Raw genomic sequence first — 18,858 nt, 5'->3', positions numbered from 1 at the left:
CTGATAAATAATTAAATTATTCTCAAAAATACCCGTTCAAACCTCCCCTCCGCTGGAGGGGTGCCCGTAGGGCGGGGTGGTTTTTTCGCTATTAAATAATTAAATTATTCTCAAAAATACCCGTTCTAACCTCCCCTCCGCTGGAGGGGTGCCCGTAGGGCGGGGTGGTTTTTCTCTTTCAACAACAAAATATTCCTATTTTTTCCCTAAATTCACTCACAACTACTACCCACACTAAAATAAAAAATTTGTCTCGTGAAAAAAGCAACTTATGGAAAACGATTACCAAATCACAGCTTACATTAACACTAATCCCATCTATCGAAATTTCGTTACAAACTTACCATATAACATTAAACTAAAAACGAGAGCTCGAGCATTAAGAAAAGCAGGAGTTTTATCAGAAATAATTTTTTGGTTACAAGTTCATAAAGGAAAATTTTGGAATATAGATTTTGATCGACAAAGAATTATAGGTAATTATATTGTTGATTTTTACGTCAAAACCCTTGGACTAGTTGTCGAAATCGACGGTTCCTGTCACAATACAAAAGAAGAATACGACCAGCAAAGAGAAGATTATCTTTGCTCCTTACAATTAAGAGTGTATAGAATTCCTGATCTCAGAATAAAACATGATCTCCACAATGTAATGCTTGAATTAGAGCATTACATTATAAAAGAATTTGGGAACAAAATGACGTAGAATTAAAATGTAGCAATAAAAATCACATTGCTAGATTTACATCATGTCGTTGACTAGGTTATTGGGATATTATTTTTAGATTTAGTGAACAAGGTCAAGTGACGGTATTTAGTGATTTCATTTACTTAAAAAGATTTTTATATAAAAAAATACTCACAAAGTATTTACTAATCTTTGTAAATCTTTAAATATCATTCATGAGTAATCAGTTACTTTTTATATCAAAAATCGCGCATTCGTTTATTCTTAAATCTAACTTTACATCTATACTTTTTTGCAGCAATCGTCTAGTTGACCCAATCCTGTAGCATCAGCTTTAATTTCGTCAGCGTCATAGCCCATTTTGGAAATAGCACCTTTGATAGTCTCCAAATTTGTTTTTTGGGTATTGTAAAAAACAGTGATCGTCATATTCTTTTCATCAAGTTCATACATCTTTACACCCTTTATTTTTAGCATATTAGACCGAAAATTCCCTCCACAAGTTTCACATTCTTTGCAATGATCACACTCAATATTCGTTTTTATCACTGCTTTTTGGTTTTTCTTTGTTTCTTGAGCACATATAGCGTTGGTAAAAAAACTAAAGAAAATAATTAGTATTAAATTTTTCATAATGTGAATTTTTTATCAAATGTATTGAATCTATTTTTGCAGTTTGCTAGTTTAACAAAGTTGTAACATCAGTCTCATTTTTATAATTTTTTAGAACTTCATTTTTTAATTTATCGAGGACATGTAGGGATAAATAGTTTTTACTTTAAACCTTCCAAAGCGACCTCCTATACACTGTGCAATAAATCTTGCTTTAAACTAACACATAATCCATTATCTGAGGCAATTAATCCAACTTTTTTATTGCCAGATAAAAAATGCAAGAGGATAAAATCATTAATTTATCTTACTAATTACAAACAATTCTAATACTGTACTTGATTCAAATGATTTTGCTAAAACATTATAGAATTGTGATTGTATTTAAAAAAAAGAAATAAGCACTAATTTTACAAAATCACACAGCGACATTGCAAAAAAAAGAAGTACTTTAGTAGATTGGTTTTAGCCCTGATTGCAGTGAAAATCCTTTTGAACTAGTGGTAATTTTTTCTTGAAAGTACAAAGCGACCAAAGGAAGCTCTTGTAATTTCCTAGAAAAAAAACCAATAGCTCAAAAGATTGAAACGGAAAACAGGATGAAGCTCCAAAAAAAAAAATAAAATTAAAAGATATATTAGAACATGAGATTAGAAGATTTTGATAATGATGAGGATAGAGTGATCCAAGATCGCTTAAAGCAAAAGACTTGGAACGAAATTCGTACGAATGACAGCTGGGCGATTTTTAAAATTATGGCCGAATTTGTTAATGGTTACGAGAGTATGGGACGCATAGGACCTTGCGTAAGTATTTTTGGTTCGGCTCGAACAAAACCCGATAGTCCAAATTATTTATTAGCTGAAAAAATTGCCTTTAAAATCAGTAAAGCGGGCTATGGTGTGATTACAGGTGGTGGACCTGGAATTATGGAAGCGGCGAATAAAGGAGCACATTTAGGTGGCGGAACATCTGTAGGCCTGAATATTGAATTGCCTTTTGAACAACATTTCAATCCATATATTGACAAAGATAAAAACTTGAACTTTGATTATTTCTTCGTTCGAAAAGTAATGCTTGTCAAATATTCGCAAGGTTTCGTGGTAATGCCAGGAGGTTTTGGCACAATGGACGAATTGTTTGAAGCCATAACTTTAATTCAAACTAAAAAAGTGGCACGATTTCCTATTATTTTAGTGGGAACAAGTTTTTGGTCAGGGTTAATGGATTGGATAAAAACAGTCCTAGTGGAAAAAGAATGTACTGTAAGTGCTAATGATTTAAATTTATTTAAGATTGTTGATACTGAAGATGAAGTTGTCGAAATTATCAACAAATTTTACAAAAAATACGATCTATCCCCCAATTTTTAAATAAAAGCTGTCTAAACCGACAGCTTTTTTTAACATTCGGATTTTTCATTTGTGTCGAATAATAAGTACATTTAGTATTTACAATCCTAATCCTCTTTTTTTGAAAGTATTATATAAATTTGGCTTTTTTATTATTGTTTTTATTTCCTCCACGAAACAATATGCGCAGCACAGCATTAAAATGGATGTGGAATTAAACCCAACTAAAAACACACTGAGTGTTCAGCAAGAAATTACGTTTTTTAACCAGTCTGATGATACTTTAAAAACTATTATACTGAATGACTGGAATAATGCATATTCGGTTAAAAATACTCCACTAGCCAAACGCTTTTCAGACGAATTTTATCGTGGTTTCCACTTAGCGAAAGAATCTGAGCGAGGAAGTACCAATAATCTAAATATTACAACTCCCGATCAGCGATTATTAATTTGGCAAAGACCAGAAAAAAATCCTGATTTAGTTATCGTCCAATTAAATGAGCAACTACTTCCAAAACAGCAGCTAACGTTTACTCTTAACTATAAAATAAAAATACCTAGCGATAAATTTACGAGATATGGTTACGCATCAAACGGAAGTTTTCACTTAAAAAACTGGTATCTTATGCCGGCCCGTTATGAAAATAACGCTTTCGTTAAAAATAGTAACAACAATCTGGACGATATTGCAAATGGTATTTCCGATTTTGAAATAGACTTAAAAATCCCTGCGTCACTAGCAGCTACATCAGATTTAGCGAGTGAAAAATCTGCCGCAATTGATGGTTTTACTAATTATCGATTATCTGGTAAGAACAGAACTGACTTTAGTTTAATAATAGCGCCAAAATCTGATTTTGTAAGCTATAAAAATGAAGAGCTCGAGGTCGAAACTGATTTGAAAGACAATAAATTAGATGAAATTCAGAAAGCAATTATTATAGACCGAGTTGTAAATTTCTCTAAAAATTTGATCGGTGATTATCCTTATGAAAAATTAGTTATTTCTCAAGTCAATTATGAACGAAATCCCTTTTATGGACTCAATCAGTTGCCATCATTTTTAAGTCCGTTTCCTGATGAATTTATCTACGAAATAAAATTTTTAAAAACCTATTTGAACGAATTTTTGAAAACAAGTTTACATTTGAACCCAAGAAAAGACAATTGGATTTATGATGGTATTCAGGTTTATGCAATGATGAAATATATTGACGAGCATCATCCAGACACTAAAATGATTGGAAGTGCCTCTAAAATTAGATTACTAAAAAGTTTCAATTTGGCTAATATTGATTTTAATAGTCAATACAGTTATTTTTATATGTTGATGGCGAGAAGAAATCTAGACCAAGCTCTGGGCGATCCAAAAAATAGCTTGATAAAATTCAACGAACAAATTGCAAGTAAATATCGTGCAGGGTCAAGTCTACGATTTCTAGATGATTATTTACAAAATAATGCTGTTGCAAATAGCATACAAGAATTTTATAAAAAAAATCAACAGGTACAAGTTTCAAGAACAGACTTTGAATCTATTTTAAGAGCGAATACCAGTAAAAATATCAATTGGTTTTTTAGTAGCATTATTAACTCAAGAACAATCATTGATTATAAATTTTCTAATGTTACAAAAACTAAAGATAGCATCACTTTTTCGGTCATAAATCGAACAGCTGCGCCAATTCCTGTTCCTATTTATGGTACAAATAAAGGCGTCATCGTTTACAAGCAATGGCTCGATATTGAAGAATGTGACAGTACTTTTACAATTCCTAGAAACAATATTGATAAGCTTGTCCTCAATTTAAAGAATGAAGTTCCAGAATACAACTTACGGAACAACTGGAAAAAACTAGAAGGGTTTTTTCCTAATAATCGTCCTATTAAGTTTGTTTTTATGAAAGATCTGGAAGATCCATATTACAATCAAGTTTTATATGTACCTTCCTTTTATTACAATTTGTATGATGGTCTAACACCAGGAATTAGATTGCATAATAAAACAATATTGGAGAAACCATTTATTTATGACATCAACCCCTCCTACTCTACTAAATCAAATAATTTATCTGGATCGGCTGTATTTGCAGTCAATCAAAATATTAGAAACAGCACTTTTTATAACGCTAGATATTCTATAAGTGGCTCCTATTTTCATTACGCTCAAGATGCTTCCTACTTGAGATTGAATCCGTCTATACAGTTGCGTATTAGAGAGCCAAATTTTAGAGACAATCGCAAACAATTATTTTCATTTAGACAAATAATTGTAAACAGAGAACAAAGTGCGTTTATTTTAGATAATTCTCCAGCAAATTATTCGGTATTTGATGCGAGATATATTAATACAAAAACGGAGGTAACAAATCACTTTAACTTTGTTTCTAACGTTCAAATTTCAGGAAATTTCGGAAAAGTAACGGGAGAAATTGAGTACCGCAGGCTTTTTGAAGACAATCGTCAACTTAATTTACGACTTTACGCTGGAAATTTTTTATACAATAGAACGCAATCTGATTTTTTTAGTTTTGCGCTTGACCGACCAACAGATTATCTTTTTGATTACAATTATTTAGGTAGATCAGAGAGTTCTGGACTTTTTAGCCAGCAATATATTATCGCTGAAGGTGGTTTCAAATCCAAAATTGCCACTCCATTTGCGAATCGATGGATTACAAGTTTTAATGCGAGTTACAGCATCTGGAATTGGATTGAGGTTTATGGCGATGTTGGTATGCTAAAAAATGGAGGCAATAATACTAAATTTGTCTATGATAGCGGTATTCGTCTCAATTTGGTGACTGATTATTTTGAACTCTACTTTCCAGTATATTCAAGTAACGGATGGGAAATTTCGCAAAATAATTATAACGAAAAAATTCGTTTTATTTTTACTTTTTCGCCAAGGACGTTAATTAATCTTTTTAATCGAAAATGGTTTTAATCTCTTGTAAAATAACTTAGATATTGTATTATTGATAATTAAACGCAGTAAAAATTACATTAAGTAAAAAAATAAAGTTCATTTACTCAGAATAAAATACAAATTTTTAATTCTATTTTTACATTGAACTATGAAAATAGGTACTTTTTAAGTAAATTTGTGCCATAAAGCTACACTTTCAATTATGATAAAAGAAAAAACCACCTCTGCGCTGACATTTGAAGATTTCAAAGTCGAAGTTTTAAAGGATTACACTACTGCTATGGTAAGTCGCGAATGCAGCCTACTTGGACGCAAGGAAGTACTAACTGGGAAAGCAAAATTTGGAATTTTTGGGGATGGAAAAGAAGTGCCACAATTAGCAATGGCCAAAGCCTTTCAAAACGGTGATTTCCGTTCTGGTTATTACCGTGATCAAACTTTTATGATGGCAATAGGTGAATTAAATATTCAGCAGTTTTTTGCCGGATTATATGGCCACACCGATATTGTACAAGAACCAATGTCAGCCGGAAGACAAATGGGCGGACACTTTGCCACACATAGCTTAAATGCAGATGGTTCTTGGAAAAATTTAACACAACAAAAAAACTCAAGTGCAGATATTTCTCCTACAGCTGGCCAAATGCCCAGATTGTTAGGACTTGCGCAAGCTTCAAAAATATACAGACAGGTTACAGGAATACCAAATGCAGCTAACTTTTCTAATGAAGGTAATGAAATTGCGTGGGGAACAATAGGAAATGCTAGCACATCCGAAGGGTTGTTTTTTGAAACAATAAATGCTGCCGGAGTTTTACAAGTGCCTATGGTAATGAGTGTTTGGGATGATGAGTACGGAATTTCAGTGCATGCAAGACATCAAACCACTAAAGAAAATATATCAGAAATACTAAAAGGATATCAAAAAGAAGAGGATACAAACGGTTATGAAATCTTAAATGTAAAAGGCTGGGACTACGCTGCATTAGTTGCTACTTACGAGAAAGCAGCTGACATTGCGCGAGAAAATCATATTCCCGTTTTAATCCATGTTGATGAATTAACGCAACCACAGGGACATTCTAGTTCTGGATCACATGAGCGTTACAAGGATGGAAATAGATTAGCATGGGAAAAAGAATTTGATTGTGTTCGTCAAATGCGATTGTGGATGATTGCTATAAATATAGCATCTCCTGAAGAACTAGATGCTATCGATGCACAAGCTAAAAAAGATGTTTTAGAAGGAAAAAAGGCCGCTTGGAATGCTTTCCTAGATCCTATCACAATAGAACAAAAAGAATTAATTTCAGTTTTACAAAAAATTGCAACTAGCAGCGATAATAAAGAAGCAATTCTAAAACTAGCAGCAGAATTGACTGCAATCAAAGCACCGATAAAAAAAGAAATTCTGATCACTGCGCGAAAAGTTTTGCGACTAATCATAAATGAATCAAGTAAAACTGAACTTTCTCAATGGATTAAAAATTACACTCAAAAAACGCAGAAGAATTTTAGTAGCAACTTATTTTCTGAAACCGATTTAAATGTTTTTTCTGTTCAAAAGGTTGCTCCTCAATATGCAGATGATGCCAAAGAAGATACCGATGGCCGAATGATTTTGCGCGACAATTTTGATGCTATTTTTACAAAATACCCTGAAACCTTAATTTTTGGTGAGGATGCTGGAGCAATTGGCGACGTCAATCAAGGATTGGAAGGAATGCAGGAAAAATATGGAGAGCTCCGCGTTGCTGATGTTGGTATTCGGGAAGCAACCATTTTAGGCCAAGGAATAGGATTAGCTTTGAGAGGTCTGCGCCCAATTGCTGAAATTCAGTATTTGGATTATTTATTATACGCAATCCAAATTATGAGTGATGACTTAGCCACATTACAATATAGAACCCTTGGTAAACAAAAAGCACCACTTATCATTCGTACACGGGGTCATCGTTTAGAAGGAATCTGGCACTCGGGATCTCCCATGGGAATGATTATCAATGCTATTAGAGGAATTCATGTTTTAGTCCCGAGAAATATGACACAAGCTGCTGGTTTTTATAATAGTTTACTAGAATGCGATGAACCTGCTTTAGTGATTGAATGTTTGAATGGCTACCGTTTAAAAGAGAAAATGCCTTTAAATTATGGAGAATTTAAAACTCCTATTGGCGTAGTGGAAACCTTAAAAGAAGGATCGGACATCACATTAGTTTCTTACGGTTCAACGTTGCGATTAGTTCAACAGGCGGCCAAAGAATTAATGGAAATTGGTATTGATTGTGAGGTTATTGATATACAATCATTACTTCCATTTGATAAAAATCAAGATATAGTAAAAAGTGTAGCGAAAACCAATAGACTTTTAGTGATTGATGAAGATGTGCCTGGTGGTGCTTCGGCTTTCATTTTACAGCAAATTATAGAGCAACAAGATGCTTACAAGTATTTAGACAGCAAGCCGCAGACATTGACCGCAAAAGAGCATAGACCCGCGTATGGTACCGATGGTGATTATTTTTCTAAACCATCAGCCGAAGATATTTATGAGAAAGTTTACGAAATGATAAACGAGGTAAATCCCGCAAAGTATCCAAGTATGTACTAAAGTAAAGTGATTTTTTAAAATAAATGCAATTGATATGAATAAATTGTAATCTTTTGTTTATTTTAATTATTCTTAACTTTCCACCATTGTGAAATAATTGTAAAGTTCATGTTATAATGCCAGCGTAAAATTTTTTATGCTGGCATTTTTTATTTAAATTTAATGTTTAAAAAAAAATTAAAGGAAAAAATGAAAGTATTAGAAACAATCTTACACGAAATTGAAAACGTAAAAGTGATAGACGCGACAATAGATTATAAGCACTATGTACCTTTGAATTTATCAGTTACGAACGAAGATTTAAAAAATCTTAAACTTGAGAACGCAACTGATTTTGAAAATTATATTGAAAATTATTTAGCAAAACATAATGCAAAAGTAGCTTTTGGAGGATATTTTGAAATTAGAAATTTATATAAGAGGAGTACCATCTTTAATGAAACCAAAACAAATGAACGTAACATTCATATTGGTTTAGATTTATGGATTAAAGCAGGAACGCCAGTTTTAGCGGCAGTCGAAGGTATTATTCATAGCTTCAATAATAATATTGGTTTAGGAGATTATGGACCAACAATCATTTTAGAACATATTATAGAAAAACAAAAGTTTTACACACTTTATGGTCATTTATCAGTTGAAAGCTTACGTACATTAAAAATAGGAACCCCAATAAATAAAGGTCAACAAATTGCAACTCTTGGAGATGCTACCGTGAACGGAGATTACGCACCGCATTTACATTTCCAAATTATTAGAGAAATGGAACATATTTCTGGTGACTATCCTGGGGTTTGTAGCAATAAAAATCAAGAGTACTATTTACAAAATTGTCCTGACCCTAATATCCTACTTAAAATAAAATAGATTATGAAATGAGCATGAACTAGATTTGGTCGCAAACACCGATGAAGATATGCGAATTTCTCTCAATTGTTATCAGGACCAATAAAAATTAAATATTATCTACACATGAAAAAGTTAATTATTGTAATAAGTATTCTTCTTCTAATCGGCTGTAAATCCAAAAATATTTTAGGAAAAACAAATGAATCTTCAGTGACAAAAATGTCAAAGTTAGCCCCAGCTGATATTAATGATGTGCAAAAAACAAAAGCTTACGAGTTAGGAAAAAGAGTGCTGATGACCTGCAATACTTCAAAATTCAAGGCGTTCACGCCTGATGAAGCAACCGAATCAGTACTTAAAAACACCACTGAAGCCAGTTTATCAAAAACGTGTACGCGTTTTCGTCAATATTACGGATCTTTTATAGATCTAGAATTAGTTGAAGCATATAAAAATAATACTGATCAATCAACCATTTTTAGATATAAAGCATCATATTCTAAAAAAGTAGCAAATAAAGAACTTAGAGTGATTATGAATTCGGAAAATAAAGTGTCCTCTATAAAATCATTAGATTGGATTAATACTTTTCCACTAAATTAAATAATTAAGTGGGAATTGTTTATCGCTTCTTACTCTGAATAATATCTTTTAAAAATTTTAAACTTTTATATTTATAATTCAAAGATATTGAACCATTTACATTTTTAAACAAATTTTTAATGTAAGATAAAACGTTAATATAAAAATATACTAAAAAATATTATTTAATAATTTGAGATAGTAATTTCTAAAAGTTTTTGTTTAGCAAATGTTTTTCTCGTCTTTCTAAATATTAATTTGAAAATTGCCATTTTTAAAAATTGATTAACTAAAAATATTGGTTTTGCAAATGATACAATAAATCCCAAAAATTGAATTTTTAAGTATTGTTATAGGAAATTAATTCAAAAAAAAGTTCTTATCTATCCAATTTGCAAAATAGTTCGTATTAAATTTGAAAATAAAAATTTGAAAATTTAATTATATGAGGGAAAAAGAAGTGAACATAAAAAGGCCTTTTTCCGCAATACGGCAGATCTAAAGTATAATTTTGTAAAAAATCCGTGGCTTTTTGTCTTTACAGCAAATAAAAAATCGTTTTTTTTTTCATCAAAATTTTACTTTAATAGGTATAATTAATAGTGTATTCACGTTTTGGCAATACACTTCTATTTGATAATGTTTTCACAAAAGGTTAACAATTGTTAAAATTAATTTTATAAAGTGTATATTTAATTTTAATTAACCCATAAACTGATACCAATTGAAGCTATATATAAAATACATGGTAAGCAACCGCTGCAAGATGGCGGTCAAAGAAGAGTTAAAAAAGCTTAAACTTCACTTCGTGGTTGTTGATTTAGGAGAAGTCGAAATCATGGAAAATATGTCTGTGGATCAAAGACATATTTTGAAAGCAGCTCTGCTAGATTCAGGTCTTGAATTGATGGATGATAAGAAATCAATGTTGATCGAAAAAATTAAAAATGTAATTATTGAAATGGTTCACCACTCCATTGAACCTATTAAAATCAATTTTTCGGATCATTTAAGTCAAAGATTAAATCATGATTACACGTATTTATCTAATTTATTTTCAGAAGTCCAAGGAACTACAATAGAGCAATTTATAATTTCTCACAAAACAGAACGCATAAAAGAACTCATTATTTACGGCGAACTTAATATAACGGAGATTGCTTGGAAAATGAATTACAGTAGTGTAGCACATTTATCAAGTCAATTCAAGAAAGTAACAGGACTTTCTCCTTCCCATTTTAAAAAGTTAAAAGACAAAAGACGTAATCCAATCGAAGAAATTGGGAATATTAAGGAATAATGAAAAACAAAGATATTAGTACATCCGAAGAAATAATGGAAGACACTAAAGGATCTTTCATCACTATAAGCGCCGAAGGAAAAATCATAGATATAAATGAAGCATCGATCCAAAATATTGGAATTGAACGTGACGCTATCATTGGTTCTTCATTCTCAGATCATTTTATGGAACAAGTGCAAGTTAAAAAAGAGTGGAAACATGTTTTTGAAAACGGATTCATAGAAAATTACCCTTTCACGGTCAAACACAAAAACGGTAAATTAAAAGATGTTATTTACAGTGCTTCGATTTATAAAGATGAAGAGGGAATTTCGCATGGTTTTTTTACAGAAGCAACAGATTCTACGGCCCAAAAATTAGCAGCGCAATATTCTCATAGCTTGATTGAGGCAAGTCTTGATCCATTAATAACAATAGACAGCGAAGGAAAAATAATGGATATGAATGAAGCTTTAGTAAATGTTACGGGTTATACCCGGACAATACTAAATGGTTCCCATTTTGTGGATCTTTTCACAGACAAACAAAAAGCACAGGACGTTTATAATTACGTTTTTGAAAACAATGCAATAGAAGATTTTGCGCTTACGCTCCAACACAAAAATGGTAATCTTACAGATGTACTTTTCAATGGTGCTGTTTATAAAGATCCGCTTGGAAAAGTACAAGGAGTAGTCGTTGTGGCTAGAACTATTGACAAGCAAAAGTGGGCATTAGATTTACAAATTGCTAATAATAAGGTTGCACTTCAAAATGAAGAAAAAGAAAAAAGAACATCTGAGTTGGCAGTTGCCAACAAAGAACTTAAATTTCAAAACAATGAAAAAGAAAAACGAGCGGAGGAATTATTAGTCATTAACATAAAACTACTTAGTGAAAGCAAAGCGAAAGAAAAAATTGCTAACGAGCTGCTTCTCGCAAACGAAGAGCTGGCTTTTCAAAATAGTGAAAAGGAAAAAAGAGCTGCCGAATTGATAATAGCAAATAAAGAATTAGCTTTTCAGATTGACGAAAAAGAGAAACGTGCTAATGAATTAATAAAAATTAATAAAGAACTTGCATCACGAAATGAGGAAAAAGAAAAATGGAAAATTGAAAGTAAAGAACTAAAAGAACTAAATATAACTGCAACGCTAGATTCACAATACAATTTAAGTTTAATTGAAGCAAGCCGAGATCCTTTAGTGACAATCAACACTAAAGGAAAAATTACTAATATGAATGAAGCATTTGTAAATAATACTGGTATATCAAGAGGAGCGCTGACTAATTCTGATTTTTTTAATTATTTTACAGAGAAACAAAAAGCGCAGGAAGTATATCGCAAAGTTTTCGAAAAAGGATCTGTAAATGATTCTCCGCTTACCCTTCGTCACAAAAATGGCAAACTTACTGATGTACTATTCAACGGATCGGTTTATAAAAATGAAGATGGAAAAGTGGTAGGTGTAGTAGTTGTAGCCAGAGATATTACAGAGCAAAAAAGAATTGCAACGGAACTTATCGAAGCAAGAGTTTTTGCAGAATTAGCTACAGAGATAGCTGAGGAAGCGAAAACCATCGCCGAAAATGCTGTTCAAGCAAAACAGCAATTTTTGTCTAATATGAGTCATGAAATTCGGACTCCCATGAATGCAATTATTGGATTTACAAAAGTGGTTTTAAAAACTGATTTAACAGAAAAACAGACCGAATATCTCGAAGCAATAAAAATGAGTGGAGATGCAATGATTGTGCTTATAAATGATATTCTAGATTTAGCTAAAGTTGATGCTGGTCAAATGACATTTGAGAAAATAGCTTTCAATATGAGATCATCTATTTCATCAATGCTAAATTTATTTGAAGCCAAAATACAAGAAAAAAATTTAATATTGAGAAGGGAATACGATAACAAAATTCCGGAATTTCTTATTGGTGATCCTTTGCGCCTGCATCAAGTTATTTTAAATTTAGTAAGTAATGCGGTAAAATTTACTTTAAAAGGTAAAATTGTCGTGAGCGCGCAATTAGTGTATGATGATGCCGAAAAAGTTATTATACAATTTGCAGTTACTGACACAGGAATTGGTATTCCTGAAGATCGTTTAGAAAATATCTTTGAAAATTTTCAACAAGCTTCAAGTCACACCTCAAGATTATATGGCGGTACTGGATTAGGCCTAGCTATTGTTAAACAATTAGTAGAGCCTCAGTGTGGACAAATCAATGTAAAAAGCGACGAAGGTAGCGGCTCTACTTTTAGTTTTACACTTCCTTTTGAAAAAACCAAGATCGAAACCGAAATCGAAAAACATAACATGGAAACTGAGATTATAGTAAAAAATATAAATGTATTAATCGTAGAAGATATACCATTAAATCAATTGTTGATGAAAACGCTTCTTGATGATTTTGGATTTCAATATGAATGCGCCGAAAATGGCAAGATAGCGGTACAAAAATTAAAAGAAAATCAATTTGATGTTGTACTGATGGATTTACAAATGCCCATTATGAATGGATTTGAAGCTACAGAACACATACGCAATAAATTAAACTCGAAAATTCCTATAATTGCTCTCACCGCTGATGTTACAACTGTTGATCTTGAAAAATGCAAAGAAGTAGGAATGGACGATTATCTAGCTAAACCTATTGATGAGCGCATTCTTTTTAGTAAAATAATAGAAGTTGTCAAAAAACCTCAACATAAAGTAAAGAGAAAAAATAATGCTCAAGAAAAACAAATCTTAGTTGAAAAAGTTAACTGTATCGATCTTACGTATTTAAAAAAAATAACCAAGTCAAATCCTAATTTAATGATTCAAATGATTGAATTATATTTGTCTCAAACTCCGGTTTTAATTAATTCAATAAAGCAAAATTTAATTTCAAAAAACTGGATTACATTGAATGCTTCTGCGCACAAAATCATACCGTCTTTCGCAATTGTAGGAATGAGCAATGATCATAAAATATTAACCAAGAAAATCCAAGATTTATCTATTGCTGGAGGAGACATTGATGAAATTAATAATTTAGTTTTGCAATTAGAAAAAGTTTGTTTGCAGGCGTGTGAAGAGTTACAACAAGAATTACAAAAAATTAAAATCACCATATAATGAATAATGAAAATAAAATAAAATTATTTTTAGTAGACGATGACGCCTTATTTTTGAAGTCGCTAGAAATTCTATTTTTAGAAAATGCTGATTTTATAGTTGAAACATATTCAACAGGAGAACTCTGCGTTGCAAACTTACCTAGTAATCCTGATGTGATAATATTAGATTACCGTCTAGATGGAATAATATCTACCGCAATGGATGGTCTTGAAACTTTAGATAGAATAAAAGAAATTAATAATGACATTCCAGTAATTATGTTATCATCCCAAGATAAGATTGAAGTCGCTGTAAATTGCCTGCACCATAAAGCATTAGACTATGTCGTAAAAAGTGAAACTGCTTTTTTTCGAATGCAACAAATAATCAGCGGTATTTTTAAATATCAAAAAATGGAGAAAGAATTGAATTGGTATATGGATCGCATGTAAAATCAATTACTACTTTTCTCTAATAAATAATAATTATAAATCCAGTTTTACTTTATTTTTTAAATCAAAAACTAAAAAATAGTTTTCATATCATGAAACCATCTGCAAAAAAAGTTGCTTCTGAAGCAATAGTTCATGAAAAAAGTAGTCAACATCCGTTTACTGTAGTTGCTATTGGTGCATCAGCAGGAGGTTTAGAAGCTTTTAGTTTACTATTAAAAAATTTACCTACTGATACTGGAATGGCTTTTATTTATGTGCAGCACTTGAGTCCAAACCATAAAAGCTTATTGACTCCAATTCTTTCAAAGATTACCCAAATGAAAGTTGAGCAAATTGATAATATGGAAAAAATGGAACCTAACACCGTTTATGTTATTCCACCAAATAAAATAATTAAAGTTGTAAATGGTCACATTCAACTGCTTCCACGCATTAAGAAAAATAGTCCTACCCTTTCTATTGATATTCTCTTTTCCACATTAGCCGAAACGCATCATGAAGACGTAATTGGAATCGTACTTTCTGGTTACGCAAATGACGGCATGATTGGACTCAAAGCAATAAAAGATGCTGGTGGTGTAACTTTTGCACAAGATGAAACTGCAAAAGCTACAAGTATGCCTAATTCAGCCATTTCATCTGGCAGTGTAGATTTTATTTTATCTCCAGATCTTATTGCTCAAGAAATCGTTAAAATAAGCAAAGTAGGAATGCCTTCTAACAAAAAAACCGATAATGAAAGCATAGATAATAAAAGTACCGAAATTGAAGGTTTTGAAAATGAGAGTATTGACTACAAAAGTGACGAAAATGAAAGCGATGAAAATGAAGTTGCAGACATAAACCAGAAAGGTAATTTAGATTTGATATTTGAATTGCTAGTAAGAGAAACGGGGGTAGATTTTAGCCATTATAAATTACCTACGATCAAAAGAAGGATTATTCATAAAATGAAACAATATGGAATCGAAACCATACCCGAATACGTATCGCTTTTAGCGAAAAAAAATAATGAGGTTGAAATTCTATACACCGATCTTTTGATCAATGTCACAAGTTTTTTTAGGGAAAAAGATGCTTTTAAATATTTAAAAATCAACATTCTATCAAAAATTCTCAAAAGCAAGAATGACGATGAATCACTAAGAATTTGGGTGCCAGCGTGCTCTACAGGACAGGAAGCCTATTCTATCGCAATGATTATTGCCGAAATCCAGCGGGAAACTGCTACTAGAATTCCCGTTCAAATTTTTGCAACAGATTTAAGTGAAAAAGCAATTACAGCTGCGCGAGCTGCAAACTATTATGAAAGTGAAGTTAAAACTGTCCCTAAAAAATATTTAAGTCGTTATTTTACAAAAACTGACGATACGTACCAGATCGTAAAGGAAGTTAGGGAAATGTGTGTTTTTGCGCCTCATAATATTTTGCATGACCCTCCCTTCTCTAGAATGGATTTTGTTAGCTGCTGTAATCTCCTTATATACTTTGATGCAGTTGCACAAAAAAAAGTTTTTTCTTCGTTACATTTTGCATTGCAAAATACGGGATATTTAATGTTAGGAAAATCCGAAAGTATTGGCACATCCTCTCCCCTTTTTACATTAATTAATGATAATTTTAAAATTTATTCCCGAAAAAATAATCTAGCTGTAAAAAAAATACCTGAATTAATACCACGTTTTAATCGATCTAACCTTACTAATAAAAAAATAAGTCTTACTTCTAAAATTCTCAGTGTAAGTCAGGAAAATATTGAAAACGCAATTGATTCCACTTTATTGGCAAGTTATATGCCCGCTTGTGCGGTTATTAATAAGGACATGGAAATTCTGCAATTTAGGGGTGATATAGCCTCTTATCTTGAACATTCAACTGGAAAAGCGAGTCTTAATATTTTAAAAATGGCCAGACCAGAGTTTGCTTTTGAACTCAGAAACGCAATAACAACTGTTTTTGAAACAAAGCAAAAAGTTATTAAAACAGGTTTTGAAATAAAAGTGCAATCGGTTTTACGATTACTGTCTTTTGAAGTGAGTTTACTATCAATTCAATGGGATGAACCATTGTTACTAATTGTATTCAAACCCCAGGAGGAATTTGAAAATTTTAATAATGCTAATTTAAGTAGAAAGAGTAGTACCACACTCAAAGATTTAAAAATAAAAAAACTCACTGATGAGCTCAGTAATGTGAGAGCTGAGATGATTTCAATTTTTGAAACGCAAGAAAATCTCTATCAGGAATTACAAGCGGCAAACGAAGAAATTGTATCGTCAAATGAAGAATTTCAAATTTTAAACGAAGAATTAGAAACATCAAAAGAGGAAATTGAGGCTACTAATGAGGAACTGATATGTACCAACCAAGAATTGCAAAAACGGCATGGTTTATTAATAGAATCCTACAAATATTCGGAGGCTATTATCGCAACTATTCACGAGCCGATGCTTGTTTTGAACAAGAATTTTAAGGTAATTTCAGCAAATAAATCGTTTTACAAAAAATTCCAAGTTAACAAAGAGCAAACTGAAGGGAAAATCCTATTTGATTTGGGGGATAAACAATGGAACATAAAAAAACTTCGCGAGGTGTTGCATGAAATCATTTTTGATAATACAAGTTTTGAAAATTTTGAAGTGACACAAACATTTTCGGGGATAGGTGAAAAAATAATGTTGTTAAATGCGCATCTAATTATTCAAAAATCGAGCAGTGAGCAACTAATCCTTCTTGCTATCGAAGACATCACTGATCGTTCTCATTACTACATCAAAGAAAAGTTTTCTTTGAGTTTAATCGAAGCAAGTCTTGATCCGTTGACAACGGTAAATAGTGAAGGCCAAATTACTGACATGAATAATGCCATGATCAACAGCACGGGACAAACACGTCAAAAATTAAAAGGTTCAAATTATTTTAGTTATTTTTCGGAACCCAAGAAAGCATTTGGCGCATATCAAGAAGTACTCGCTAATGGTTTAGTCACTAATGCTCCGCTACAATTACGTCACATAAACGGTAAATTGACTGACGTTTTGCTTAATGGTTCGGTTTATAAAGATGACAAAGGAACAGTTCAAGGTCTAGTATTTGTTACCAGAGATATTACAGATCAAAAAAGATTTGAAGCAGAACTTATTGAAGCAAAAACAATAGCAGAAACTGCGACTCAAATAGCAGAGGAAGCTGCGGTCACTGCCCAAAGTGCAACTATAGCAAAGCAACAATTTCTGTCTAATATGAGTCATGAAATTCGCACGCCTATGAATGCTATTATTGGATTCACCGCCGTACTGCTGCGAACTGCTTTATCAGAGAAGCAAATAGAATTCCTTAACGCCATAAAAGTAAGTGGAGATACATTAATTGCTTTAATAAATGACATACTCGATTTAGCCAAGGTTGATGCAGGAAAAATGATTTTTGAAAAAAAACCATTCAAAATTACAGAGGCAATTGCGCTTATGTTGAAATTATTTCAGACAAGAATTGAGGAGAAAAATTTAAAATTAATAACACATTTCGATAGAAATATTCCAGAGATTCTTTCAGGTGATTTAGTTCGATTGCAACAAATAATTTTAAACTTAGTAAGTAATTCATTAAAATTTACCAGTGACGGTAGAATAACTGTTAGCACTGATCTAGTTTTTGAAGATGAAGACAAAGTAATAATTGAATTCATAATCACAGATACTGGAATAGGAATTCCAAAAGAGAATATCGATTTGATATTTGAAAACTTTCAACAAGCTAACAATCAAACTGCAGGAATACACGGTGGAACAGGATTAGGACTAGCAATAGTAAAACAATTAGTGACCGCTCAGGGAGGAAACATTAGAGTAAAAAGTAAAATTGATATTGGAACTACTTTTCGTTTCACTCTACCCTTTCAAAAAACTACAATTATAGATCAAAAAGTAATTAATGCAGAACAATTACAATGTGCTTTGAATAATGTAAAGGTTTTAATTGTTGAAGATGTAATTATAAATCAGCTATTAATGAAAACGATCTTGAGTGATTTTAAATTAGAATATGATATTGCTAGTAATGGTCAAATTGCGATCGAAATGTTACAAAAATCAACCTATGATATTATCCTGATGGATCTGCAAATGCCAACGATGAATGGGTATGACGCAACAAAATATATTCGTGAAACGATGAAAATAACAACGCCAATAATAGCATTAACTGCAGATGTAACAACAGTTGATTTAGGAAAATGTCAAAGTTTAGGAATGAATGACTACATAGCAAAACCTTTAGATACGCAACTACTTTTAAATAAAATTAGGGAGTTTACTAATTAACAACATTTAGTAGACAAAGAATTATAGTTGAAATTAATTTTTCTTTACGTTCTAATTGTTAATACT

At 31.8% G+C, this 18,858-nt stretch carries 11 protein-coding genes; 10 read left to right on the top strand and 1 reads right to left on the bottom strand.

Features of this window, described 5'->3' with window-relative positions; translation table 11 throughout:
- Positions 1–271 precede the first annotated feature (271 nt).
- Positions 272–706 carry a DUF559 domain-containing protein gene (locus BUB42_RS04985; protein WP_084118288.1) on the top strand — a complete coding sequence of 145 codons (435 nt, stop codon included), beginning with the start codon at positions 272–274 and terminating at the stop codon, positions 704–706.
- A gap of 264 nt (positions 707–970) precedes the next feature.
- Here BUB42_RS04985 and BUB42_RS04980 read toward each other — a convergent pair whose 3' ends face one another.
- Complete coding sequence (locus BUB42_RS04980) at positions 971–1,321, bottom strand: heavy-metal-associated domain-containing protein (protein ID WP_073017795.1); 351 nt, start codon at positions 1,319–1,321, stop codon at positions 971–973.
- Between the two features lie 623 nt (positions 1,322–1,944).
- On the opposite strand from BUB42_RS04980, the gene BUB42_RS04975 reads away from it, so the two are divergent.
- From BUB42_RS04975 to BUB42_RS04935, 9 genes are all read left to right on the top strand, one after another.
- Entirely contained in the window at positions 1,945–2,673 is a 729-nt protein-coding gene (locus tag BUB42_RS04975) for an LOG family protein (RefSeq protein ID WP_073017793.1), read from the top strand.
- Positions 2,674–2,854: 181 nt separating this feature from the next.
- Positions 2,855–5,602: a gluzincin family metallopeptidase gene (locus BUB42_RS04970; protein ID WP_073017879.1), complete on the top strand. Its 2,748-nt coding sequence runs from the start codon at positions 2,855–2,857 to the stop codon at positions 5,600–5,602.
- A gap of 184 nt (positions 5,603–5,786) precedes the next feature.
- On the top strand, positions 5,787–8,195 hold the full coding sequence (locus BUB42_RS04965) for an alpha-ketoacid dehydrogenase subunit alpha/beta (RefSeq protein WP_073017790.1): 2,409 nt from the start codon (positions 5,787–5,789) through the stop codon (positions 8,193–8,195).
- A gap of 189 nt (positions 8,196–8,384) precedes the next feature.
- Complete coding sequence (locus BUB42_RS04960; protein ID WP_073017878.1) at positions 8,385–9,062, top strand: peptidoglycan DD-metalloendopeptidase family protein; 678 nt, start codon at positions 8,385–8,387, stop codon at positions 9,060–9,062.
- 105 nt (positions 9,063–9,167) lie between these two features.
- Positions 9,168–9,647 carry a hypothetical protein gene (locus BUB42_RS04955; RefSeq protein WP_073017788.1) on the top strand — a complete coding sequence of 160 codons (480 nt, stop codon included), beginning with the start codon at positions 9,168–9,170 and terminating at the stop codon, positions 9,645–9,647.
- 724 nt (positions 9,648–10,371) lie between these two features.
- On the top strand, positions 10,372–10,926 hold the full coding sequence (locus BUB42_RS04950) for a helix-turn-helix domain-containing protein (protein WP_073017786.1): 555 nt from the start codon (positions 10,372–10,374) through the stop codon (positions 10,924–10,926).
- Positions 10,926–14,033, top strand: coding sequence for a PAS domain S-box protein (locus BUB42_RS04945; RefSeq protein ID WP_084118287.1), 3,108 nt, complete (start codon positions 10,926–10,928; stop codon positions 14,031–14,033). Before BUB42_RS04950 ends, BUB42_RS04945 begins: the two co-directional genes overlap by 1 nt.
- Positions 14,033–14,467, top strand: coding sequence for a response regulator (locus BUB42_RS04940; protein WP_073017784.1), 435 nt, complete (start codon positions 14,033–14,035; stop codon positions 14,465–14,467). Before BUB42_RS04945 ends, BUB42_RS04940 begins: the two co-directional genes overlap by 1 nt.
- A 92-nt stretch (positions 14,468–14,559) precedes the next feature.
- The gene (locus BUB42_RS04935; RefSeq protein WP_073017783.1) at positions 14,560–18,792 is read left to right on the top strand and encodes a CheR family methyltransferase; all 4,233 of its coding nucleotides are present in this window, start codon (positions 14,560–14,562) and stop codon (positions 18,790–18,792) included.
- Positions 18,793–18,858 lie beyond the last annotated feature (66 nt).

The sequence above is a fragment of the Flavobacterium micromati genome, assembly GCF_900129585.1.
Taxonomy (GTDB): Bacteria; Bacteroidota; Bacteroidia; order Flavobacteriales; family Flavobacteriaceae; genus Flavobacterium; species Flavobacterium micromati.
Note: the sequence above shows the minus strand (reverse complement) of the source record. Positions and strands in the feature narration are given on the sequence as shown.

Excerpts from the sequence above, each read along its gene's own strand:
- BUB42_RS04985 (WP_084118288.1), top strand. The coding sequence starts at position 272 with ATGGAAAACGATTACCAAATCACAGCTTACATTAACACTAATCCCATC.
- BUB42_RS04980 (WP_073017795.1), bottom strand. The coding sequence starts at position 1,321 with ATGAAAAATTTAATACTAATTATTTTCTTTAGTTTTTTTACCAACGCT.
- BUB42_RS04975 (WP_073017793.1), top strand. The coding sequence starts at position 1,945 with ATGAGATTAGAAGATTTTGATAATGATGAGGATAGAGTGATCCAAGAT.
- BUB42_RS04970 (WP_073017879.1), top strand. The coding sequence starts at position 2,855 with ATGGATGTGGAATTAAACCCAACTAAAAACACACTGAGTGTTCAGCAA.
- BUB42_RS04965 (WP_073017790.1), top strand. The coding sequence starts at position 5,787 with ATGATAAAAGAAAAAACCACCTCTGCGCTGACATTTGAAGATTTCAAA.
- BUB42_RS04960 (WP_073017878.1), top strand. The coding sequence starts at position 8,385 with ATGAAAGTATTAGAAACAATCTTACACGAAATTGAAAACGTAAAAGTG.
- BUB42_RS04955 (WP_073017788.1), top strand. The coding sequence starts at position 9,168 with ATGAAAAAGTTAATTATTGTAATAAGTATTCTTCTTCTAATCGGCTGT.
- BUB42_RS04950 (WP_073017786.1), top strand. The coding sequence starts at position 10,372 with ATGGTAAGCAACCGCTGCAAGATGGCGGTCAAAGAAGAGTTAAAAAAG.
- BUB42_RS04945 (WP_084118287.1), top strand. The coding sequence starts at position 10,926 with ATGAAAAACAAAGATATTAGTACATCCGAAGAAATAATGGAAGACACT.
- BUB42_RS04940 (WP_073017784.1), top strand. The coding sequence starts at position 14,033 with ATGAATAATGAAAATAAAATAAAATTATTTTTAGTAGACGATGACGCC.
- BUB42_RS04935 (WP_073017783.1), top strand. The coding sequence starts at position 14,560 with ATGAAACCATCTGCAAAAAAAGTTGCTTCTGAAGCAATAGTTCATGAA.